The 21732-nt window shown below is 67.6% G+C and carries 16 protein-coding genes; 9 read left to right on the top strand and 7 right to left on the bottom strand.

The window, feature by feature from the left end; genetic code table 11:
* The first annotated feature begins 46 nt into the window (after positions 1-46).
* From BLR57_RS15075 to BLR57_RS15085, 3 genes are all read left to right on the top strand, one after another.
* Positions 47-1006 carry a DUF5787 family protein gene (locus BLR57_RS15075; protein ID WP_170830660.1) on the top strand — a complete coding sequence of 320 codons (960 nt, stop codon included), beginning with the start codon at positions 47-49 and terminating at the stop codon, positions 1004-1006.
* A 104-nt stretch (positions 1007-1110) separates the two neighbouring features.
* Positions 1111-3210, top strand: coding sequence for a beta-propeller domain-containing protein (locus tag BLR57_RS15080; RefSeq protein ID WP_089698858.1), 2100 nt, complete (start codon positions 1111-1113; stop codon positions 3208-3210).
* A gap of 237 nt (positions 3211-3447) precedes the next feature.
* The gene (locus BLR57_RS15085) at positions 3448-3843 is read left to right on the top strand and encodes a hypothetical protein (RefSeq protein ID WP_089698859.1); all 396 of its coding nucleotides are present in this window, start codon (positions 3448-3450) and stop codon (positions 3841-3843) included.
* Positions 3844-3845: 2 nt separating this feature from the next.
* Here BLR57_RS15085 and BLR57_RS15090 read toward each other — a convergent pair whose 3' ends face one another.
* The 3 genes from BLR57_RS15090 to BLR57_RS15100 are packed head-to-tail and all read right to left on the bottom strand — an operon-like array spanning position 3846 to position 7888.
* The gene (locus BLR57_RS15090; protein ID WP_089698861.1) at positions 3846-4670 is read right to left on the bottom strand and encodes an MBL fold metallo-hydrolase; all 825 of its coding nucleotides are present in this window, start codon (positions 4668-4670) and stop codon (positions 3846-3848) included.
* 3 nt (positions 4671-4673) lie between these two features.
* Positions 4674-6035, bottom strand: a complete 1362-nt coding sequence (locus tag BLR57_RS15095) for an ATP-binding protein (RefSeq protein ID WP_089698864.1) — start codon at positions 6033-6035, stop codon at positions 4674-4676.
* A gap of 26 nt (positions 6036-6061) precedes the next feature.
* Complete coding sequence (locus BLR57_RS15100) at positions 6062-7888, bottom strand: flippase activity-associated protein Agl23 (RefSeq protein WP_089698866.1); 1827 nt, start codon at positions 7886-7888, stop codon at positions 6062-6064.
* Between the two features lie 400 nt (positions 7889-8288).
* Here BLR57_RS15100 and nasA point away from each other — a divergent pair, with 400 nt between their 5' ends.
* From nasA to BLR57_RS15125, 6 genes are all read left to right on the top strand, one after another.
* Positions 8289-10415 (top strand): assimilatory nitrate reductase NasA, encoded by a 2127-nt coding sequence (nasA, locus tag BLR57_RS15105; protein ID WP_089698868.1) that lies wholly within the window; start codon positions 8289-8291, stop codon positions 10413-10415.
* Between the two features lie 2 nt (positions 10416-10417).
* A complete protein-coding gene (locus BLR57_RS15110) occupies positions 10418-11716 on the top strand; it encodes an MFS transporter (protein WP_089699088.1) in 1299 nt (432 codons plus the stop codon).
* A gap of 114 nt (positions 11717-11830) precedes the next feature.
* The gene (locus BLR57_RS15115) at positions 11831-12439 is read left to right on the top strand and encodes a molybdenum cofactor guanylyltransferase (protein WP_089698870.1); all 609 of its coding nucleotides are present in this window, start codon (positions 11831-11833) and stop codon (positions 12437-12439) included.
* Positions 12440-12916: 477 nt separating this feature from the next.
* On the top strand, positions 12917-14674 hold the full coding sequence (locus tag BLR57_RS15120) for a nitrite/sulfite reductase (protein ID WP_089698872.1): 1758 nt from the start codon (positions 12917-12919) through the stop codon (positions 14672-14674).
* A 2-nt stretch (positions 14675-14676) separates the two neighbouring features.
* Positions 14677-14811, top strand: a complete 135-nt coding sequence (locus tag BLR57_RS19910; protein ID WP_280140458.1) for a hypothetical protein — start codon at positions 14677-14679, stop codon at positions 14809-14811.
* Between the two features lie 139 nt (positions 14812-14950).
* A complete protein-coding gene (locus tag BLR57_RS15125) occupies positions 14951-16084 on the top strand; it encodes a thiolase family protein (RefSeq protein WP_089698874.1) in 1134 nt (377 codons plus the stop codon).
* 205 nt (positions 16085-16289) lie between these two features.
* Here BLR57_RS15125 and BLR57_RS15130 read toward each other — a convergent pair whose 3' ends face one another.
* The 4 genes from BLR57_RS15130 to BLR57_RS15145 all read right to left on the bottom strand — a co-directional run bounded on the left by BLR57_RS15130 (position 16290) and on the right by BLR57_RS15145 (position 21694).
* On the bottom strand, positions 16290-16919 hold the full coding sequence (locus BLR57_RS15130; protein ID WP_089698876.1) for a cyclase family protein: 630 nt from the start codon (positions 16917-16919) through the stop codon (positions 16290-16292).
* 66 nt (positions 16920-16985) lie between these two features.
* Positions 16986-18878 (bottom strand): cation:proton antiporter domain-containing protein, encoded by a 1893-nt coding sequence (locus BLR57_RS15135; protein ID WP_089698878.1) that lies wholly within the window; start codon positions 18876-18878, stop codon positions 16986-16988.
* A 123-nt stretch (positions 18879-19001) separates the two neighbouring features.
* The gene (locus tag BLR57_RS15140; protein ID WP_089698879.1) at positions 19002-20981 is read right to left on the bottom strand and encodes an AMP-dependent synthetase/ligase; all 1980 of its coding nucleotides are present in this window, start codon (positions 20979-20981) and stop codon (positions 19002-19004) included.
* 158 nt (positions 20982-21139) lie between these two features.
* Positions 21140-21694, bottom strand: a complete 555-nt coding sequence (locus tag BLR57_RS15145; RefSeq protein WP_089698881.1) for a GNAT family N-acetyltransferase — start codon at positions 21692-21694, stop codon at positions 21140-21142.
* Between the last annotated feature and the right edge of the window lie 38 nt (positions 21695-21732).

The following is a 21732-nucleotide window of genomic DNA, read 5'->3' on the forward strand; positions in this document are numbered from 1 at the left end:
CTGCGGGAGGCGCGACGCTTTTTTGCTCTCCTTCCTAACGCACCCTGTGCACGAGTTCGGGTTCGAGTTGGCACTCTGTTCGCACCTCGAAGCGACGACCGACGCGGTCGTCGCCCGCCAGCTCGGCGGCACCGTCGCCTCGCCCGGCAGCCGCATCGTCGACGTCGTCGTCGTCGAGCAGGGGCCGGAGTTCGACGCCCGAACACGGATTACGGACGAGACCATCCCCGCGCTCGCCATCGAGAGCGACGTCGGCGTCGGCAGCGAGATCTACTGGAAAGACGCCTTCGACTGCCATCCCAATACAGCAAAGAGCGTCACCGACTGGGCCGTCGACGTTGGCTTCTTCGAGCGGAGCCGTCGCGGCGGCCGCGAGTACGTCCGCCAGACGACGCGCTACCCCGACTGGTTTGCGAGCCTTACGGCCATCGAGAACAAACCCGACCTCGGGACGCCCGGCGACCTCGAACGCCAGCTCCGGACCGACGCCAGCCTCGGCCTGTTCGACGAGGTCGTCTTGGCGACCGAGAGCTACGTCACCCGCGCGCATCTGAACCGCATCCCCGAGCAGGTCGGCGTCTGGCGGTTCGACCCCGAGAGCGGCGAGAAGGAGGTCGTCCGCGAGCCGACCCCACTCGACACCGACGCGACGGGCGTCGAACTGCTCGACCAGCACTCGCTGCGGACGGACGTCGCCTTCGTCGACGGCGACGAGAAGGCCCGCAAGCGACGCCGTATCGCCGAGAAAGCCTACGGCAAGGGCTGGCGGGGCGACGACCTTCCGGCCTGTGCGCACGCGACGACGACGGCGGACGGCCGGCCCTTCTGCGAGCAGTACGGCCGCGTCGTCGACCCGGCCTCCGAGTGCGGCGCGTCGTGTGCGGCCCACGAGCCGGCGAAGCCGCCGGACGTCGACCTCGCGGCCCTCCGCGACGAACGCTCGCCGTGGGTCGCCGACCCGACCGGGACCGCCCGCCGACAGAGCGGGCTGGGCCGCTTTCTGTGACCCGGGGCGACAACGGATCGCCGCGACGAAGCGCGTCCGAGAACACACAAACGACTCTTTGACTCTACGGAACGGCTTATTCCCCCGGTCGCGTCTCTCCGGCTATGCGAACAGACCTCACCCTCTCGACCACGGCCGTCGCCGCGATTGCGATGGTCGCACTACTGCTCGGGACGGTCGTCGGCGCGGGCGTCTACGCCACCGTCGGCCCCGACGGCGACCGACGAACGCCCTTCCCCGACGGCTCCGACCCGACCGGTTCGACGACCGGGAGCACGGACGCCAGCGTTGCCGCCTTCTCTTCGGCCGCTGAGTTCGAAGCCTACCTCGACGACGCGGCCGCACGGAGCGGTGGCTACGGCGTCGGTGGCGTCGGTGGCTTCGGCGGCGGCGTCCAGTTCCTCGGCGCGCCGGGCGGGACCGAGCCAGCCGTCGACAGCGCGGTAAGCCTCGAAGCCGCCGAGTCGGCCCCGCAGGCAACGGCGACGTCGCAGCCGGCCGGGACGGCGACGGCGGGTGACGCCGGTGGCGCGAGCGACGGAAGCGGTTCGGTCGACCGCGTCTCCGGCACGAACGTCCAGGTCCAGGGCATCGACGAACCCGACCTCGTCAAGACCGACGGCGAGACGACCTACTACGCCCGTGGGGGGCAGTACGGCTACCGGCACACGGAAGCGGGCGTGACGCTGCTGGACACCTCCGAGCCGGTCGATCCCAAGCTGGCGGGGAGCATCGACGCCTCGGGGCAGTTGCTGCTCTCGGGTGACACGCTGCTCGTCCTCTCGCACGACTCGGTCGTCGCCTACGATGTCTCGGACCGCGAGAACCCCGAACGTCAGTGGACAAAGCAGGTCGCCGGTCGCCTCCAGACCGCCCGTCTCTCCGATGGCCAGCTCTACCTCGTCACGGTCGAGGGTGTCAACTACGGCGACCCCTGCCCGATTCGGCCCTTTGGTGCGGGCGATGTGGAACTCGCCTGCACGCAGGTCTACCACCCGACCGAGCCGGTGCCGGTCGACACGACCTACACGACGAGCGTCGTCGACCCCGAGACCGGCGACGTCGGCGACGCCGTCTCCTTCCTCGGCGGCTACGGCTCGACGGTCTACATGTCCGGCGACTCGCTGTACGTGACCTACACCCAGCCGCCACAGTACGGGCAGGTCTACCTCGACTTCCTCCTGACCGACGAGCGCGACCGACTTCCCCCCTCAGTCGTGGACCGCCTCGAAGCCCTCCGCGGCTACGACCTGAGTTCGCAGGCACTCGCCATCGAGACGAACCGCGCGCTCGCCGAGTGGTACCGCGGCCTCGACGACGACGAACGCCGTGAGGTCCAGACCGAACTCGCGAACGACTGGCGGAACTATCTGGACGAGAACAAACGCCAGCTGACGACGACCGGCATCGCGAAAGTCGCTATCGACCGCTCGGGCGACGCACCCACGCTCGACGTCGCCGCGGTTGGCAGCGTCCCCGGCGTTCCCCTGAACCAGTTCTCGCTGGACGAACACGACGGCAACCTCCGTATCGCCACGACGATCCAGGCGTGGGGCACCGAGATCGAGAACGACCTCTACGTTCTTGATTCTAGCCTCGACCGTATCGGCGAGGTGCAGGGCATGGGCGTCGACGAGCAGATCTACTCTGTGCGCTACGTCGGCGACACGGCCTACGTGGTGACGTTCAAGCGTATCGACCCCTTCCACGTCGTCAACCTCTCGGACCCCGCGAATCCCGAGGTGACGGGCGAACTGAAGCTCCCGGGCTTCTCCTCGTATCTCCACCCGCTCTCCGAGGACCGCGTGCTCGGCGTCGGCGAGGAAAATGGCCAAGTAAAGGCCGTCGTCTTCGACGTGTCGGACCCTGCGAACCCCGTCGTCGAGGACGACTATGTGCTCGACGAGCACTGGTCGGCAGTGCGTGAGAGCCACCACGCGTTCCTGATGGACCGCAAGCACGGCGTGTTCTTCCTGCCGGGGCAACAGGGTGGCTACGTCTTCAGCTACGAGGACGGCCTCGAACTGGAGTCCGTCGTCGACGTGCAGGGTGCCCAGCGCGCCATCTACCTGAACGACTATCTCTACGTCTTCGGGCAGGACGAAGTCGTTGTCGTCGACGAGACGAGCTGGGAGCGCGTGGCGACGCTGGAGTTGCCCGCGATGGAGTTCGGCGGCTACGACGGCGGCGAGCCGGAGCCGTGAGAAGGATAAGTCGGCGCGCGCTGGCGCGACCTCCGTGTCGCGCCACGCCGTGCGAGGGATGACTGAGCGACCGCAGGGAGCGAAGGAGTCGGCTGGGGAGGACGTGGTTTCTCGGAGCGCAAGCAGTCGGGACGCTACCTGAGAACCCAGTACGACTCACTCCAACACCCCACTCTTCCACGAACCGACTCCACTCACGCCAGAAGACTCACCACGGTACCCTGCGAGCCACCACCTGTGTCCCGCACACGCACCACCATCGCTGCCCTCCTCCACGCAGCCCTCGCCGCGCTCTGCTGGACGTGGTTCGACTTCTCGACCCTCCTTACCAACACCGAACTCGCGTACCTCGCCGTCGGCAGTCTAGTCCTCGGCGCGCTCCCGGCCGTCCTCCTCACGTCGAAGCGACTCCGCACCCCTTCCGTCGTCGTCGCCACCCTGTTCGCTCTCTCGGCGTACGGCACGTGGTCGGTCGTCTCCGCGGGCCTGACACCCGTCGACCCGACGCCCTTCGGCTGGTATCTCCTCGGGTGGCCCGCCGTCGCCGCCGCGGCACTGCTCGTCGGCGGCGGAGAGTACGGATTCCGGCGGTACCGACAGCCGACAACCAACGCGAACGGAACCGCAGAATAAGCTCAGAGGTCGTACTGCTCGCCGTCCACAGCTAAGGGTTCCTCGAACGCCTCGTCGACCGGGTAGAAGTGCGCGGTGTGGACGAGTCGCGTCACGTCGGCCTCCAATTCGTCGGCCAACTCCAGCGCGCCCTCGCGGGTCATGTGCTTCGAGCCGAAGGTTCTGGGCACCCCGTCCTCGTTCTCGTCTTTCCCACCGATGGGGTGGTACTCACAGAGCGACGCCGGGACGATGGCGTCGGCGAGAAAGAGGTCCGGGTTCGCGAGCACCTCGCGGGACTCCGCGGGAATCCCGTAGCTCGTGTCACCCGAGAGCGACAGTTTGGCTCCGGTTTCGGGGTCTTCGACGGTCAGCCCGTAGCAGACGAGCGGCGGATGGTCGACCGGGACGAGCGTCACGTCCAGCCCGCACATCCGCACCGTCTCGAAGGGCGTGACGTCCTCGACCGTGATGCGGTCGAGATAGTCGTACTTCGAGCGCACGGTGTCGGCGACGCTCTCCTCGGTCACGGGGTCGACCTCGTCGGCCGCGTAGACCGGGAGGTCGTCGAAGAGCCGGTAGGCGTTGCCCAGCCCGTCGAGATGGTCGAAGTGGATGTGCGAGATGACGATGGCGTCCGGCAGCGGCACCTCGTGGTCCAGAAACTGCTGGCGGAAGTCGGGGCTGGCGTCGATCAAGAGCGACTCGCCGGTACGCTCGTTCTCGACGTGGACCGAGAAGCGCGAACGTTCGACGCCGCGGCGACGAGCCTCGGCGCAGGTGTCGCAGTCGCAGCAGATGGTCGGCGTCCCGGTCGTGTCGCCGGTTCCGAGGAGCGTGACCCGCATCGGTCAGTGGTCGTGATCGTGGTCGTGATCCGAGTGATCGTGGTCGTGGTCGTCCGACTCTCCGCGGCCGTCGCCGGCGACTTTCGCGCCCTCGCCGTCGATCATGTCCATGTTCTTCAGGTTGTCGCGCTCCTCGAAGTCCTCGACGGCGTCGAGGATGTCCGCCTGCGTCAGCTCCATCCGACCCTCGGTGAGCGCTTCGAGGACGGCCTCCCGCAGCACCATCCGCAGGTCGCTGCCGGTCAGCCCCTCGGTGCGGTCGGCGACGCCCTCGGGGTCGAAGTCCGCGATGTTCATCTGGCGGGTGACGACGCGGAGGATGTCCGCGCGCATCTGCCAGTCCGGCTTGGGGAAGTTGACGATCTCGTCGAAGCGTCGCCACGCCGCGGCGTCGAGCTGGTCGGGGTGGTTCGTCGCCCCGATGAGCAGCACGTCGTCGCGGATGAGCGAGATGTCGTCGATCGACTTCAAGAGGGTGTTGACCGCGCGCTTGAGTGCGGCGTGTTCGTCGCTCCGGCGGGTCTTCGCGACGGAGTCGAACTCGTCGATGAAGAGGATACACGGCGAGAGCCGCTTTGCCACCTCGAAGGTCTTCTCGACGTTCTTGGCCGTCTCACCGAGATACTGGCTCGTGATCATCGAGAGCTTGACCTCGACGAACGGCATCCCGAGTTCGTGCGCCAGTGCCCGCGAGATGGTCGTTTTACCAGTTCCGGGCGGGCCGACGAAGAGCAGTTTGCCGATCTCGCGGAGGCCGATCTGCGCGAGATAGTCGCGGTGCTCGATGGCCGTGACGATCTTGCTGATCTCGCCCTCCTGGTCCTCGGTGAGCACGAGGTCGTCGAGCGTCATCTCGATCTCTTCTGGCGCGCGGACGTGAACGAGGTCCAGCATCTCCGCGTCGCCGTCCTCGCCGTCGTCGAAGTATTCCTCTAAGAGGGAGTCGATCCAGACGCGGTCGGCCTGGATCGGGCGGTTCCCCTCGCGCGCCTCCTCGTGGGTCACGTCGACGTCGTCGCGGTGTTCGACCTCGGCGGCGATGGTCGGATTGGTCAGGATACGGTCGTCGTCCGCGCGGTCGAGGAACCAGTCGAGCGCCATGTCCGGTTGGGTGAGCGAGAGCTTGCCGGAGAACTCGGTCTGCTGGGTGAACAGCAGATCGGAGACGGCGTCCCAGGGCCGCTCGACGCCCGTCGCGGTCCGCGCCGTCTCGTTCGTCGCCGACAGCGGCCGCTCGATGGCACCGTCCTTCCAGAACACCTGCCGGTAGCGGGGCGGCAGGTCGTTCTCGTCCAAGTCCCGGTTTTCCGTGTAGAGATGTGTCGTCAGAAGGAACTCGACTACCTCGAGGGCCGGGTCAGTCATCCCGGCAAACTTCCCGCCACAGAATCTTAACACCGTCGAAGCGACTGAGCAGTGACGCGACCCGAAACCGCCGCCCGCTCGGGTGACTTCAACCGCGACTCGTCGGTGAAGACCACCACCGTCCCACCGTAGAGATAGAGGTCGTACCGCGTCCGCTCGTAGCCCGAGACCGCGGGCGCGACATCGTCGGCGACGGCGACGTCAGCGACGACGACCGGCGGGAGCGGCCCGTCGTCCGCCCGGTCGGAGAGGGCAGCAGCGTCGGGAGCATAGGCGGTCGAGAGGTCCGCACGCTCGACATACCACGACAGCGGGAGTCGGCCGAGCCACCAGCCCAGCCACCGATCGTCAGGGCCCGGCGGCTCGTCGGCGACCGTCTCGTTCGGGAGGTAGAACCGCTCGCCGTAGTAGAGCACCGCTGGCTCGGTGCCAGCCGCCGCCTCCAAGTCCGCCACGAGGGGGTCGAGGTCGTCGCCGGACTGGGCACCCTGCGCGAGGAGGTTGACCCGCGGGGTCGGCGACGTGTAGGACGTCGCGAGCACGACGACGCCCGTCTGTGCCGACAGCACGAGCAGCGCGAGAACGACGCCGGCGGCGAGCGCGCGGTCGCGGGCGGCGTTCCGCTCGCTCGTCCCGTCCGTCCCATCGAAAGCGAGTCGCCCGCGCGTCCACCGCGCGACGGCGACGAGACCGACCGCGGCCGGAATCGCCAGCGGAACGGCCGCGTGGACCGCGAGCCACGGGGCCATGATGTCGGCGGCGATGGGGTAGCCGAGGACGCTGACGAAGCCCCAAGCGGCCGCGAAGACGACGAGCGGGCGGGGTGCTCGCTCGCGCACCCGGAGTGTCACCGCCGTCCCGAGCGCGGCCAGCGTGTACAGCACCGCGCCGCCGATAGCGAGGACGCCAGCGTAGTGTGCGAGGAAGGGGAGATAGGGATGTTCGCGGACTTCGGGGGAGGCCCAGATGCCCGCCCGGAAGGTCTCGACGGAGCCGAGCGTCGCCTGCTCGACGAGCGCGGGGAGGAGCGTCGGCGTGGAAAGTGCCGCCGACAGCGACGGCTCGCCCGCCGCGCCGCGCGGCGCGTAAAAGTAGACGACAACGAGGAGCGTGAGCAGGAGTGCGGGGACGACGGCGGCCAGAAGCGGGCGGAGGGCGTCGCCAGCGGCGGTCGCCGCGTCGCGGCCGACGGTGCCGAGCGTCCGGACTGTCGAGGCCTGCGAGTCGGAGCGGTAGCGCGGGAGAACACGGAGTCCGTACGCGACGCCGAGCGCGCCGCCCCAGCAGGCCAGATAGACCAGCACGTTCTCCTTCGTCGTGAGCGCGAGACCGAGGGCGACGCCCGCCGCGAGCAGGTGACGGCGACGGCCGGACGCCAGCGCGCGGACGGTGAAGCCGAGCGCGAACGTCGCGAAGACCGCCAACGGGACGTCCGCGCGCATGAACCGCGAGAAGTAGAGCAGCAGCGGGTTGAACGCGAGGAAGCCGCCGAGGGCGACGACTTCGGCGTCGTCGAGGTAGTCGCGGAAGAGCCACGCCGCGAGCGGGAGCACTCCACCCAAGAGGGCGACGACGAGCCGGGCGGTGGCGTCGCTCGCGCCGAGGAGCGCGAAGACGTGGCGGTTGACGATCGGGAGGAAGGGACCGTGGATGATGGGTCGGTAGGCGAAGGTCCCCGTCTCCAGATACCGGAGCGTCCAGTAGCCGACGCGGGCCTCGTCCCAGTGGAAACTCCGCATCCCGAGACCGACGAGGCGGAGCGTGAGCGCGACCAGCGTGAGCGCGACGAGTGCGCGCCCCGGCGACGCCCCGACACGGTCCAGCCAGCGTCGAACGGGACGGAGGGAAACCATGGTCGCGTGGACCTGCCGCCGCCGCCGGGAAGTAGTTTCTCGTCGTCGCGTGCAGCGAGAACACCCGCGGTCGGACGCACAGCAGAGACCCGCTGAGATACTACTCGATTTCGTAACTCGAAAAATAGAAGCACGTCTGTCGACAAATACGTCCAAAAACCGACCGAAGTACACCAATAAGGTCCTTTAACAGCATTGTAAACCGGACGTCCATTCAGAGAAAGACGTTCGAAATTCATTTGTTCAACGATTAGCGTTTTAGTGTTTGATTCAGTCGCATAAGCCGTGAGAAGCGATACGTCCACGACAGTTCGAGAAATTTTCTCGGACAAACGTCAGCGGATCTGGATCGAACAGACGGAGGTGACTGTCGGTGGTTGACCCGGTCTCGACGACCTGTATGCGGTGTGCGGTCGGCTGTGGACACATCCATCAGGGTGCGGACATCGGCGACGGACTCGACCTCGTCCGTGGCGACGCCGCCCATCCGGTCAACCGCGGACTGGCCTGCGGCCGCGGCATCAGCGAGACGTCCGACCCCGAGGGCGACTGGCTGACCCGCCCGCTCGTCCGCAAGGACGGCAAGCTCGTCCGGGCGACGTGGGAAGACGCACTCAACCGCGTCGCCGACGCTATCGGAGCAGTTGACCCCGACGACGTCGCCGTCCTCGGCAGCGGCCAGCAGACCAACGAGGCCGCCTACGCGCTGGGCAAGCTCGCCCGCGGCGGCATCGGGACGCGCAACTACGACGCCAACACGACGCTGTGCATGGCGAGCGCGGTGAAGGCCTACTACGACGCCTTCGGCAGCGACGCGCCGCCGCCGACCTACGACGACATCCCCGAGGCGAAGACCCACGTCGTCTGGGGGGCGAACCCCGCGGTCGCCCACCCGGTGATGTTCCGGTGGATTTCGGACTCCGCCCGCGACGACGACAGCCAGCTCGTCGTCGTCGACCCCGTCAGAAGCGAGACGGCCGAGGCCGCAGACCACCACGTCCAACCCGACCCCGGCGGCGACTTCGCGCTCGCGCGAGCGGTCCTCGCGTGGCTCGTGGAGAACGACGGCGTCGACGAGGAGTTCGTCCACGCCAACACCGACGGCTTCGCGGCACTGACGACGTCGCTCCCGTCGGTCGACGCCGCGGCCGACGAGGCGGGCGTCGACGTCGAAACGGTCGAACACCTCGCGAGCGCGTTCGCCGACCCGACGCTCGTCTACTGGGGAATGGGCGTCAACCAGAGCGTCCGCGGAACGGCAACCTCGCGCGCGCTCGTCGACTGCTGTCTCGCCTCGGGCAACATGGGACCGGGCAGCGGTCCCTTCTCCTTGACCGGCCAGGCCAACTCGATGGGGACGCGCGTCTGCTCCTCGAAAGGGTCGTGGCCGGGCCACCGCGACTTCGAGTCGCCGAAACACCGCAATCGGGTCGCCGGTGCGTGGGGTGTCCCGGTCGACCGGCTCCCCGACGACGCCGGTCCCGGTCCCGTCGGCATCGTCGAGAGCGACCCCTCGGTCGTCTGGACGGTCGCGACGAACCCGCTCGCCGGGCTGCCCGACACCGACGCCGCCCGCGAGACGTTCGAGGACGCCTTCCTCGTCGTCCAGGACGCCTTCCACACCGAGACGACGGAGCTCGCCGACGTGGTGCTCCCCGCGGCGACGTGGGGCGAGTCGGCGGGGACGGCCATGAACATGGAGCGGACGGTCTCGCGGGTCCGCCCCGCGACCGGGACACCGACGGGCGTCAAGCAGGACCTCGACATCATCGCCGCCGTCGGCGTCCGCGTCGCGCCCGACCTGTTCGACGAGCCGACGCTCGACCCGGCGGCCGTCTTCGACGAGTTCGCCGCGCTCACCGCCGGCACCGACGCCGACTGTTCGGGGCTGAGCTACGAGCGACTCGACGAGGAACTCGCCGTCCGGTGGCCCGCCCCCGACGAGGAGTCCAGCGGCGGCTACCGCTACTACGACCCCGAGACAGCGGCGTGGGAGTTCCCGACGCCGACGGGGTGCGCGCAGTTCTCCAGCTACCGGAGCGAGGCCATCGAGGCCCTGCCGGAGACGGCCGACGAGGAGTATCCGCTCACCCTCACGACGGCCAGAGAGGCCGACGGCTACAACACCGGCGTCCGCTCCCGCGACGTCGACGACCCCGGGCCCGTCACCGCGCGGATCAACCCCGAGACGCTCGCGACGTACAGCGGTTCGGTCACCGACCAGCAAACCGTCCTCAGTTCACCGCGCGGGAGTGCCCCGGCCGTCGTCGAGGCCGACGAGGGCATCCCCGCGGGCATGGTCTGGCTTCCGATTCACCATCCCATGGCGAACAAGCTCACCATCGCGGCGACCGACCCCGAGTCCGACGAACCGAATTACAAACAGTGTGCGGTTCGCCTCGTCTCGCCGGAGGCCGACGCGGCGGCGGCCGACGCCGTGCCGGCTGACGACACGGCCGACACGACGGGCGACACGACGTCGGTGCCGCCCGCAGAGACCGCCGCCCTGCCGGAGGTAGGCCAATGAAGATGACAAAATGGCGGACCCTCGTCCTCGCGACGGCGGCGTTCAACCTCTCGTTTCTCATCTGGTTCTCCTTCGCTCCCTTCACCGGACCCATCGCCGAGGAGTTCGGCCTCTCCCTTACTGACCTCGGCATCCTCGCCAGCGCGGCCATCTGGAGCGCGCCACCGGGCCGTATCCTGACCGGCTGGCTCTCGGACCGCTTCGGTGCCTCCTCGGTGTTCGCCATCGTCCTCGCCTACGTCGGCGTGTTCAGCATGGCGAGCGCCTTTGCGACGAGCTACGAGATATTCTTCGTCGAGCGGCTCGTCGTCGCCTCGGCGGGCATCACCTTCGTCGTCGGTATCCAGCACGTCGCCCAGTGGTTCCCCGAGGAGCAGTTAGGAACGGCCGAGGGCGTCTACGCCGGCATCGGGAACGCCGGTGCCGCGGGCGGCGCGCTCGTCCTCCCGCGAGTCTTCGGCCAGTGGAACGGGCCGCTGTTCGACGTCGGTTGGCGGGCCGCGTTCTTCTACACGGGCGTCGTCGCCATCCTGATGGCGATCGTCTACTACACCATCGGCCAGGACGCCGCCACGGAGACGCAGGCCGAAGCCACGAGCGACTCGGCGACGCTCTCGTCGTGGGTCCACGTCGCCACGCGCTACGGCGTCATCGCGCTCGCGCTCGGCTACGTGATGAGCTTCGGGCTGGAGATCTCGATGAACGGCTGGCTGCCGACCTACTTCCGCGAGGGCTTCGGCTCGAATCTCGTCATCGCCTCGACGTTCGCTGCGACGTTCTCGCTCGCTGCCGGCCTCCTGCGGCCTATCGGCGGCTACATGAGCGACTGGGTGGTCAGGACGGAGACGGACATCCTGCCCGTCTTCACGGGCCGCTACCGCGAGCAGTGGACCGTCCTCTGTATGGGCTTCATCGTCACGGCGATGGCGGGGCTGACGTTCGCCGGGCAGACCGGAAACGTCCTGCTGACGGTCGCCGTCGGCTTCCTCGTCGGCACGGCCTGTGCCTTCACCGAGGGTGCCATCTTCGCGCAGGTTCCGGCGATGTTCCCCGACCGCTCGGGGGCGGCCGCGGGCGTCGTCGGCGGCATCGGTACCTTCGGCGGCATCGGCTTCCCGCTCGTCTACTCCTACGCGGCGGAGACGGGTGCCATCCACAGCGGCTACATCATCGTCGCCGCCATCATGGTGCCCATCGTCCTCCTGAACGCCTGGGTCGCCCGGCCGAAGATCGCCGAGTTCGCCCACGTCAGAGGCATCGTCGGCAGCAACACGGCGGACTACGGGGGTAGCGATGGCTGAGCTGACCGAGATGACTGAGATGACTGAACAGTCCCGCATCGACGGGACCGCGAGCACGCTGCGTGCCGCGACGGCGGCGGGCGGTGCGACCGGCTCGGGGACAGCGAGGGCCGAATGAAGCCGGACACGGGCCGGGCGGGTATCATCGTCGCCGGCGGCCGCTCGACGCGGTTCGGCGGCGGCGACAAGGCCACCGCTCGCGTCGACGGCGTCCCGATGATCCGCCGCGTCGCGGAGGCACTCACTCCGGCCGTCGACGACCTCGTCGTCAACTGTCGGCGGGACCAGCGGTCGACGTTAGAGACGGTGCTGTCGGACTGCGACGTCCGGTTCGCCGAAGACCCCATCCTCGACCGTGGGCCGGTCGCCGGACTGCGGACGGGGCTGCGCGCGACGGACGCGACCTACGCCGTCGCCGTCGCCTGCGATATGCCGTTCCTCCCGACGGCCTTCCTCGACTCGCTGTTCGCCGCGGCGCGCTCACAGACGGGTGCCGTCCCGGAGGTCGACGGCCGCGTCCAGCCGCTGCCGGCCGTCCTCCACGTCCGCGCCGGGACGACCGCCTGCACCGACGCGCTCGTCTACCGCGACGGCCGACTCTGTGACGTCGTCGACCTGCTCGACCCGGTCGTCGTCCCCGAGCGCACGGTGGCCGCCTTCACCACGCCTCGGGCGTTCCGGAACATCAACACCCGTGCGGAACTGCACGGACTCGGGAACTGACCCGACCCGCGTCCGAGCCGCTCCGACGCCTCCCGGTCTCCGCTCCGTTTTTCCCTCTCTGTTCGAGACATCGCCACCCCACCGTCCGGAGAGCGACGCCGATGGCGACATCTGACAGATCTCGACAGTATCTACCATACTTCGACACTGTTCGACATCATCCAACAGTTCACGACAGCTTCCGGCGAGTCGCTCGCGCCAGCCCGCGCGTAGCGAGCACCACTTGATTACATAACCCAGTTTAGTTAGTGGACGTGTGTCCAAACAAGTGTCGACTTACTCGGCATAATACGACCTTATATCCACCCTATTTGGTATTAAATTGGCTGTTCGACATTGAACGACAGGCTATTTTTTTAAGTTATCAACGATTAGCATTATCATGTTGTATCGGACACAGTCCAACCGTGATTTACCCCATGAGCGTTTCCGGTATTCCGGAAGAAGTAGACGGACGTAACGAGGTGTTCGTTGCCGATGCCCCATAAGAAAGAGGCATACAAGGAGGAGCTGTACGGCGACGAGGTCCGCGAGAAGATTCTGGAGTTCGCAGAGGAGGGCTTCGACTCCATCCCCGAGGACGAACACGACAAGTGGTTCACCCGCTTCAAGTTCTGGGGCGTGTTCCACCAGCGCGGCGGCCAAGAGAGCTACTTCATGATGCGGCTGACGAACGCCAACGGGCGGCTGAAGCCCGGGCAGCTGCGGGCCATCGGCGAAGTGGCGCGCGACTACTGTCAGGGACCGGCCGACAACCCGCAGTTCGGGAACGGCTTCGTCGACCTGACGACGCGGCAGTCCGTCCAGCTCCACTGGATCAAGCTGGAGGACGTCCCCGCCATCTGGGAGCGGCTGGAGTCGGTCGGCGTCACTACGCGCTCGGCCGGCGGCGACACGATGCGGAATATCTCGGGCTGTCCGGTCACCGGCCGCGACGCCGACGAACTGATCGACACGCGCCCCCTGCTCGAACGGTTCCGCGAGGATCTCCGCGGCGACAACGAACTCGCCAACATGCCCCGGAAGTTCAACATCAGCGTGACCGGCTGCCGGGAGGGCTGTGCGCAGGACTCCATCAACGACATCGGCGTCGAACCGGCCCACAAAGAGATCGACGACGAGGAGGTCCTCGGCTACAACGTCCGCGTCGGCGGCGGTCTCGGCGGGAAGAAACCCCGGAAGGCCCGCTCGCTGGACGTGTTCGTCACGCCCGACGAAGCGTACGACGTCGTCCGCGGCTTCGTCGAACTCTACCACGACCACGGCGACCGGGACGTCCGCGCGAAGAACCGCGCGCGCTTCTTCGTCGACGACTGGGGGACGGAGAAGATTCGGAAGGTCCTCCAAGCGGACTACGTCGACTTCGAACTGAAGACGGCGGGGCAAGACATCCGCGAGCAGTACACCTACAACGCCGGCAAGCCGCCCGCAGAGGGTAAGGCCGACCACGTCGGCGTCCACGAGCAGAAGGACGGCCGCTACTACGTCGGCCTCTCGGTCGCCGTGGGTCGGCTCACCGCCGACGACGCGATCGAACTCGCGGACCTCGCCGACGAGTACGGCACCGGCGAGGTGCGGCTGACTCGGCGGCAGAACCCGCTCCTGATGGACGTCCCCGAGGACGACCTGGATGCCCTCTTGGCCGAACCGCTCCTGTCGAAGCACACGCCCGAGCCGAACCCGTTCCAGCGTGGAGCCATCGCCTGCACGGGCACGGAGTTCTGTTCGCTGGCACTGACGGAGACGAAGGCCCGCACGGCGCGGATGCTCCGGTGGCTCCGCGACAACGTCGAGCTGCCGGACGACGTGGAGAACATCCACCTCCACTACTCGGGCTGTACGGCCGACTGCGGACAGGCCAACACGGCCGACATCGGCCTGCTCGGGATGCGCGCCCGGAAGGACGGGGAGATGGTCGAGGCGATGGATCTCGGCGTCGGTGGTGGCATCGGCGAGGACCCGAGTTTCGTCGAGTGGGTGCGCCAGCGTGTCCCCGCCGACGAGGTGCCGGGAGCCATCAAGAACCTCCTCGAAGCCTTCGCGGCCCACCGCGAGGCGGGCCAGACCTTCCGCCAGTGGACCGAGTCGATGGGAAGCGAGGCACTCGTCGACCTCTGTGAACCGGAGGAGACGACGTACGAAGACCCGTATCTGACCGACGCCAAACAGTCGTGGTATCCCTTCGCCGACAGCGAAGGCCCGGCAACGGCGGTCGAGTCACCCGCGGACGACTGACCATGACGGGACAGGACACCACGACGACAGAAGCGAGCGAGATGACACGCGACGGCCCGACTTCGGCGTCGGCCGAGCCGTCGTCGTCGACGCAACACACCTCGGCCGACGTCGCACCGGAACTGTTCGAGCCGTAGGTAGGCTTGGTCGTCTCCAGAGGCGGCTCGACAGGGTCCACCGTTTTCACGCCACTACACCCGAGAGCCGTGCGGAAACTCTCGACATATCCCCGCGAGTTCTGGACCATTTATCAACATGGACACCGGAGGACGGGGTATGCCAACGCCAGTCATCGCGAAAGCGTACCGGACCCCGCAAGGGAAAGGCGGCGGCGTCTTCGCGGACGTCCGCAGTGAAGACCTCTCTACCGCTCTCATCGACGAGATTCTGGCCGAGACCGGTCTCGACAGCGACGACGTCGACGACCTGATGTGGGGCGTCGCCCAGCAGCGCGGCGAACAGGACAACAACGTCGCCCGCGTCATCTCGCTGCTCTCGGACCTCGGCGAGAGCGTGCCGGCGACGACCATCAACCGCTGGTGTGCCTCTTCGATGCAGGCTATCATCTCCGCCTCCGACGCTATCGCCGCGGGCAACCGTGACTGCATCATCGCGGGCGGCGTCGAGAACATGTCGCGCGTCCCGATGGACGGCGACTCCTACCAGCATCTCCACCCCGAACTCTCCGAGGCGTACAACATCTTCCAGCTCCAGATGGGGATGACCGCCGAGAAGGTCGCAGAAGAGTACGAAGTCAGCCGCGAGGACCAAGACGAGTACGCCCTCCGGAGCCACCAGCGCGCCGCGGCTGCGACGGACGAGGGTCGCTTCGAGGACCAGATCGTCCCCATCGAGACGGAGGACGGCACGGTCAGCGAGGACGAGGGCATCCGCCGGGACACCTCTCTCGACGTGCTCTCCAGTCTCTCACCGGCGTTCACCGGCGACGGCTCGGTGACCGCGGGCAACTCCTCGCAGATTTCGGACGGCGCGGCCGCCGTGCTCGTCACGAGCGAGGAGTTCGCTGAGGAGCAGGAGTTAGAGATCCTCGCGAAGGTCGGCATGAACAACGTCGCCGGCGTCGACCCGACGGTCATGGGTATCGGCCCGGTCCCGGCCACCGAGGGCCTCCTGGAGCGCAACGGCCGCGACATCGACGACTACGACCTCGTCGAGATCAACGAGGCGTTCGCGAGCCAGTGTGTCTACTCGCGGCGCGAACTCGGCATCGACGAGGAGAAGCTCAACGTCAACGGCGGTGCCATCGCCGTCGGCCACCCGCTGGGTGCCTCCGGGGCGCGCCTCCCCGTGACGCTCATCCACGAGATGATCGAGCGCGACGTCGACCGCGGCCTCGCCACGCTCTGTGTCGGCTTCGGCCAGGGTGCGGCTATCGAGTTCTACCGGTAGAGGTTCCACGCCACCCGACCAGCGGGAGGGTGGCGTGTTTTTCATCGACGTTTTGCCGAGCGAGCGTAGCGAGCGCAGTGCAAAAGGTCGTCGCGTCAGGGTGCGGCCATCGAGTTCTACCGGTAGAGGTTCCACGCCACCCGACCAGCGGGAGGGGACGTGTTTTTCTTCGAGCTGTGACCCAGCGAGCGTCGCGAACGCGGAGTCAGTCAGACGCCTCGCCGTCGACTCGTTCCGCGACAGCACGGACGGGCGCGCCGTCGGCACCGACGAGCGCGAGCGGCAGGGCGGTGAGTCGGACGCGCTCGGGAAGCGCGCCGAGACCGGTCAGATTCTCCACCAGCAGGCAGTCGGCTCGGAGGAGGATGCGGTGGGCAGGGAACGACTCGGCACCGGTCGGGTCGGGTCCGGCGGTGTCGAAGCCGACGTCGTAGCCGCGGTCGGCACACCAGCGTGCCGCGTCGCGGCTGAGATGCGGATGGTCGTCGTATTCGGGCGTCCCCCAGTGGGCGTCCCAGCCAGTGTGAAGCAGGAGGCTGTCGCAGTCGGCGTCCGGGAGGTCGGCCGCCCGAATCGCGTCGCCCGCGCCGAGACCGGTACAGTCGACGACGCGAGCGTCGGAGACGAACCGCTCGACGGGATAGTCGTCCAGCGTCCGCCCGTCGGCGAGGAGGTGGGCGGGCGCGTCGACGTGGGTCCCGGCGTGGCTGTTGGCTCGGAAGTCCGTGACGCGGTAGCCGTCCGTCTCGTGGGTCGCCGCGGGCGAGACGCGGACCGGCGGGTCGCCGGGGTAGACGGGCGTCTCGTCGGAGAGGGGGTGGGTGAGGTCGAACACGGCGAGTATTCGACGGGACGGCGCAAGAACGCTTGGTCGGCTGGTCGGCTGGCCCGCGCGGGTCGCTTACTCCTCAGGGTGACAGAAGTCCATCGCCTCGCGGACGGCGTCACGCCGACCGAGGATGGTGATGCGGTCGCCCATCTGGAGCGTGTAGTCCGCGTCGGGGACCTCGATGTCGCCGTTGCGGGCGACGAGTGCGACGAGACAGCCGCCAGGGAGTTCGGGACCGATCTCGCGGATGGTGCGGCCGACGAGTTCCTCGGAGGTCACCTCGATCTCCTGGACGTCGCCCGAGCGGCCGAGTTCGCCCATCCAGTTGGCGAGCGCGGGCCGTTCGATGAGGTTGTCCATGGCCTGTGCGGTCGCGAGCGTCGTCGAGATGGTGCGGACGCCGAGTTCCTCGAACGCCTCCACGTTGTCCGGGTTGTTGGCGCGGGCGATGATGGTCTCGGGGTCGAACTTCGAGGCCGACAGTTGGGAGACGAGCAGGTTGGCGTCGTCGTCGCCGGTCGCGGCCACGACGATCTTGCTGTTCTCGGCACCGGCGGAGCGGAGCACGTCCGTGTCGGTGCCGTCGCCGTGGTGGACGGTGAAGCCCTTGTCGCGGGCCGTCTCGACTATCTCGACGTCATTCTCGATGATGACGACGTTCTCTCCGCGGTCTTCGAGGCGTTCGGCGAGCGTCCGGCCCACCTTTCCGCCTCCGATTACGAGTACACGCATTGGTATCACGTCAAAGAATTCTGCGATTCTGCGGGCGAGTCCGGCTTCGAACACGACGGTCATCAGGATGACGAGGAAGACGGTGCCGACGAGCGCGTCGGCGGCCGCGGTCATCCCCTGTGCACGGAACTCGATGGCGAACAGCGTCGCGACCGACGCGGGGATGATGCCGCGCGGGCCGACGAAGCTCATGAACCACTTTTCGGCGGTGGTGAAACGGTCGCCGACCGTCGAGACGAACACGAGCAGCGGGCGGATGACGAGCGCGACGGCGACGACGACGAGCAGGCCGCCGATGCCGAGCCGCTGGAGGTTTTCGAACTCCAACAGCGCCGCCAGGGCGATGAAGACGAACGAGAGGACGATGAGGGTGATGTCACCCTTGAACGCCGAGATGTCCTCCTCGTAGGGGATGTCCATGTTGCCGAGGAGGATGCCCGCCGTCGCGACGGCGGCGATGCCCGCCTCGGTGGCGATGAAGTCCGCGGCACCGTAGGCGACGAGCGCGCCCGCGAGAACCAACAAGCGGGCGTTCTGCGGGGCGTTCCCCGGCGAGAGGTCGACGTACCGGAGCGCGAAGAACACCAGTCCGGCGACGAGACCGCCGACGACGACGCCGACACCGAGCCGTTCGGTGAACAGCGCCAGGAACTCGATGGGGGTCTCGATACCGATGGTGATGGCCTCGAAGAGGACGATGGCGAGGATGGCGGCGGTGACGTCGTTGACGATCCCCTCCGTCTCTAGGGCCGTCTCGACGCGGTCACGCGCCGGGACGACTTCGAGGATAGGGGCGATGACCGTCGGCCCGGTGGCGACGAGCAGTGCACCGATGAGGAAGGAGATCAGCCAGTCGACGCCGATGAAAAACCGGACCGCGAGGGCCGTCCCCACGAGGGCGATGAGCGCGCCGAGCGTGACGAGTCTGAGTGTCGCCGCCGGAGCCTCTCGAAGGTCCTCGATACGGAGATGGAACGCCCCCTCGAAGACGATGATGGCGACCGAGAGACCGACGATTGCCGGCAGGGCACTGCCGAACGACTCGGGGGTGACGATGGGGTCGATGAAGGGGAGCCAGTTGCCGATGCCCTCCGGTCCCATGAGGATACCGGCGGTGATGAGAAAGATGATACTCGGGACCTGCAACCGGTCGGCGAGCACCTGTGAGATGACGCCGACACCGATGATGGCGGCGACGAGTGGGATGAGGTTTCCCGCAGCCTCGGCAGCCATTAGCGATCCTCCATGTGGCTTCGGGTTCCTCGGGACCGCTGATAAACCTCACCCTTCTGTAAGGAATCGACTTGGCAGAAGCAGGACGGCCGTTCGGAAATATCGACAGCTGTCGCGGCCGGGCTACCGCTTCGCCGCGGGCGCGTCGTAGATCATCGCCACCTCGTCGGCGTACCGCTCGAGGATGTGCCGACGCTTCTTCTTCATCGTCGGCGTCAACATCCCGTTCTCCTCGGTGAACTCCTCGGTGACGACGCGGAACTGCTTGATCTGCTCGTAGGACTCGAAGTTCTCGTTCACCTCGTCGACCTCCCGTTGGAGTCGCTCGCGGACGCGCTCGTCGCGACCCAGCTGCCGACGGTCGTCGGGGAGGTCGATCCCCTCGCGGTCGGCCCATTCGCGGAGGGCGTCGACGTTCGGGACGAGAAGCGCGCTGACGAACTTCTTGCCGTCGCCGAGCACCATGCACTGCTCGACAAGTGGATTCGAGGCGAAGGCGTCCTCGATGGGACCGGGCGCGACGTTCTTGCCGGTCGAGAGGACGAGCAGCTGTTTCGCCCGCTCGCGGAACTCGATATAGCCGTCGGGCCGGTGGTGGACGATGTCGCCCGTGCGGAACCAGCCGTCGTCTGTGAACGCCTGTTCGGTCTCCTCCGGGCGGTTCCAGTAGCCCGACGTGACGTTCGGTCCCTTGACGAGCAGTTCGCCGACCTCCCCGGCGGCTTCCCGGTGCTGGACCTCGCCGACCGCGCTCTCGTCGATCCGGGTCTCGACGTCGACGACGGGCGGGCCGATGGTGCCGATCTCGGGCGCGTCCGGGGGGTTGACGGCGACGACCGGCGACGTCTCGGTGAGACCGTAGCCCTCCAGGATGGGCAGCCCCATCCCGTGGTAGAGCGCGCAGAGGTCCGCCGAGAGGCTGCCGCCGCCGCTGATGAAGAACTCCAGACGGCCGCCGATTGCCTCCCGTACCTGCGAGAAGACGAGGCGGTCGGCGAGGCGGTGTTTGTACGTCAAGAGGGTGCCGGGGTCGTCGGTCTCGTGGTAGTCTTGGCCGACGCCGACAGCCCACTCGAAGATACGCTCTTTGACGGGCGACTCCGAGGCTTGCGTGCGGATGGCGTCGTACAGTTTCTCGTAGACGCGCGGGACGCTCGTCCCGGTCGTCGGCCGGACGAGTTGGAAGTCCTCGCGCAGGGTGTCGGGGCTTTCGGCGTAGCCGACGGTCGCCCCGGCCGCGAACATCAGATAGTGGCCAGCGAGCCGCTCGAAGACGTGTGCGAGCGGGAGAAACGAGAGGGTCGTCGAGTCGGGCGTGATAGAGAGACGGTCGGGGTCGTCGGGGCGCGGGCCGAACCGTCGGAAACACTGGTTCACGTTCGACCGGAAGTTGCGGTTCGTGAGTTGGACGCCCTTCGGCTGGCCGGTCGTCCCCGAGGTGTAGATGAGACTCGCGAGGTCGTCCACGTCTCGCGAATCGATCCACGACTGGTAGGCGTCTTCGTCGAAGGCGTCAGTCCCGAGGTCGTGGACCTCGGCGAGCGAGTAGATGTCGTCGCGATCCCGCATCGCGCCCGACATCCCGCTGCCGTCGGGGATCTCGTCCATTACGACGACGAAGTCGAGGTCGAGGCTGTCCTCGACGGCGAGGACGCGACGGAGACAGTCGTCGTTCTCGACGACGACGCCCGAGGCGTCGGGGTCGCCGAGGAGATACTCGACCTGCCGCTCCGACGAGGAGGTGTAGACCGTCGTGACGACGCCGCCAGCGGCGAGGAGCGCGAAGTCGGACTGCGCCCACTCCATCCGGGTGTGAGCGAAGAGACCGACGCGTGTTCCGTCGCCGACGCCGAGCTCGCGGAATCCGGCCGCGAGATTGCGGACGATGTCGCGCATCTCCGAATACGTGACGTCGGCGTAGGTCCCCTCGGAGGCGGCGCGAACGACGCCGCCAGCGACGAGCGAGCGGTCGTAGACGCCGCCTTTGTACCGCTGGGCGACGCTGTCGGCGTTCCGCTCCGCACTGTCCTCGAACAGCCGCGCGAGTGTCGTCTCCCCCAGCACCTCGCTCTCGTACTCCGCTTCCGCGTCCCTCCTGTCCATATCGCGCCGCTACGGGGGTTGGTTATAAAAAACCGGGCAGAATTTGCGGTCAGTTGCTCCCAGTTGATTCGTCGCCTCCATAGGAACACCTCTGTCGGCGACTACCGCTCGGCCGTCCACTCCCCCCGGTGGCTCTACCGCTCGGCCGTCCAATGCCTCTACCGCTCGGTCTCCCACTCCTCGCGCAACAGGCCGTACCAGTACATATCGTGGTACTCGCCGCGGAACCACGCGGCTTCCCGCAGCGTCCCCTCACGTTCGAAGCCGAGCGACTCCAAGAGACCGACGGAGGCGTCGTTGAAGCTCCCGACTCGCGCCTGGAGCCGACGGAGGTTCCGGTCTTCGAAGGCGTACTGGACCATGCGGGCGGCGGCGTCGGAACCGAACCCCTGCTCGTGGTGTTCGGGGGAGAACCAGTAGGCGAGTTCCGCCGACCGCGCTCGCGACGTCTCGTCCGGGCCGTACTGGGACTCGGTCAGCGTGACGACGCCGAGCGGCGTCTCGCCGTCGCAGGCGAGACAGCGGACGCCGTCGTCGCCCGAGAGGACGTCCTCGAAGAACTCCGAGACCTGTTCGTCGTTGGTCGGGTCGACGTCGAGGGCGGGCCGCCAGACCCGCGGGTCGTTCATACACCGCTGGACGAACCGGAGGTCCTCGCGCTCGATGGGGCGGAGGGTGACGCGGTCTCCTGTCAGAAAGACTGGGCCGGGCATGGCTCGGCGTTCAGCCGAGTGGAGCAAAACACTGGTGG

It is taken from the genome of Halogranum gelatinilyticum (genome assembly GCF_900103715.1).
GTDB lineage: Archaea > Halobacteriota > Halobacteria > Halobacteriales > Haloferacaceae > Halogranum > Halogranum gelatinilyticum.

What these genes read in the sequence shown, in the direction of transcription:
- BLR57_RS15100 (WP_089698866.1), bottom strand. Translation starts at nt 7,888, where the DNA reads ATGGTTTCCCTCCGTCCCGTTCGACGCTGGCTGGACCGTGTCGGGGCG.
- BLR57_RS19910 (WP_280140458.1), top strand. Translation starts at nt 14,677, where the DNA reads ATGACGGGACAGGACACCACGACGACAGAAGCGAGCGAGATGACACGC.
- BLR57_RS15120 (WP_089698872.1), top strand. Translation starts at nt 12,917, where the DNA reads ATGCCCCATAAGAAAGAGGCATACAAGGAGGAGCTGTACGGCGACGAG.
- BLR57_RS15115 (WP_089698870.1), top strand. Translation starts at nt 11,831, where the DNA reads ATGAAGCCGGACACGGGCCGGGCGGGTATCATCGTCGCCGGCGGCCGC.
- BLR57_RS15110 (WP_089699088.1), top strand. Translation starts at nt 10,418, where the DNA reads ATGACAAAATGGCGGACCCTCGTCCTCGCGACGGCGGCGTTCAACCTC.
- BLR57_RS15095 (WP_089698864.1), bottom strand. Translation starts at nt 6,035, where the DNA reads ATGACTGACCCGGCCCTCGAGGTAGTCGAGTTCCTTCTGACGACACAT.
- BLR57_RS15135 (WP_089698878.1), bottom strand. Translation starts at nt 18,878, where the DNA reads ATGGCTGCCGAGGCTGCGGGAAACCTCATCCCACTCGTCGCCGCCATC.
- BLR57_RS15090 (WP_089698861.1), bottom strand. Translation starts at nt 4,670, where the DNA reads ATGCGGGTCACGCTCCTCGGAACCGGCGACACGACCGGGACGCCGACC.
- BLR57_RS15145 (WP_089698881.1), bottom strand. Translation starts at nt 21,694, where the DNA reads ATGCCCGGCCCAGTCTTTCTGACAGGAGACCGCGTCACCCTCCGCCCC.
- BLR57_RS15140 (WP_089698879.1), bottom strand. Translation starts at nt 20,981, where the DNA reads ATGGACAGGAGGGACGCGGAAGCGGAGTACGAGAGCGAGGTGCTGGGG.
- nasA (WP_089698868.1), top strand. Translation starts at nt 8,289, where the DNA reads ATGCGGTGTGCGGTCGGCTGTGGACACATCCATCAGGGTGCGGACATC.
- BLR57_RS15080 (WP_089698858.1), top strand. Translation starts at nt 1,111, where the DNA reads ATGCGAACAGACCTCACCCTCTCGACCACGGCCGTCGCCGCGATTGCG.
- BLR57_RS15125 (WP_089698874.1), top strand. Translation starts at nt 14,951, where the DNA reads ATGCCAACGCCAGTCATCGCGAAAGCGTACCGGACCCCGCAAGGGAAA.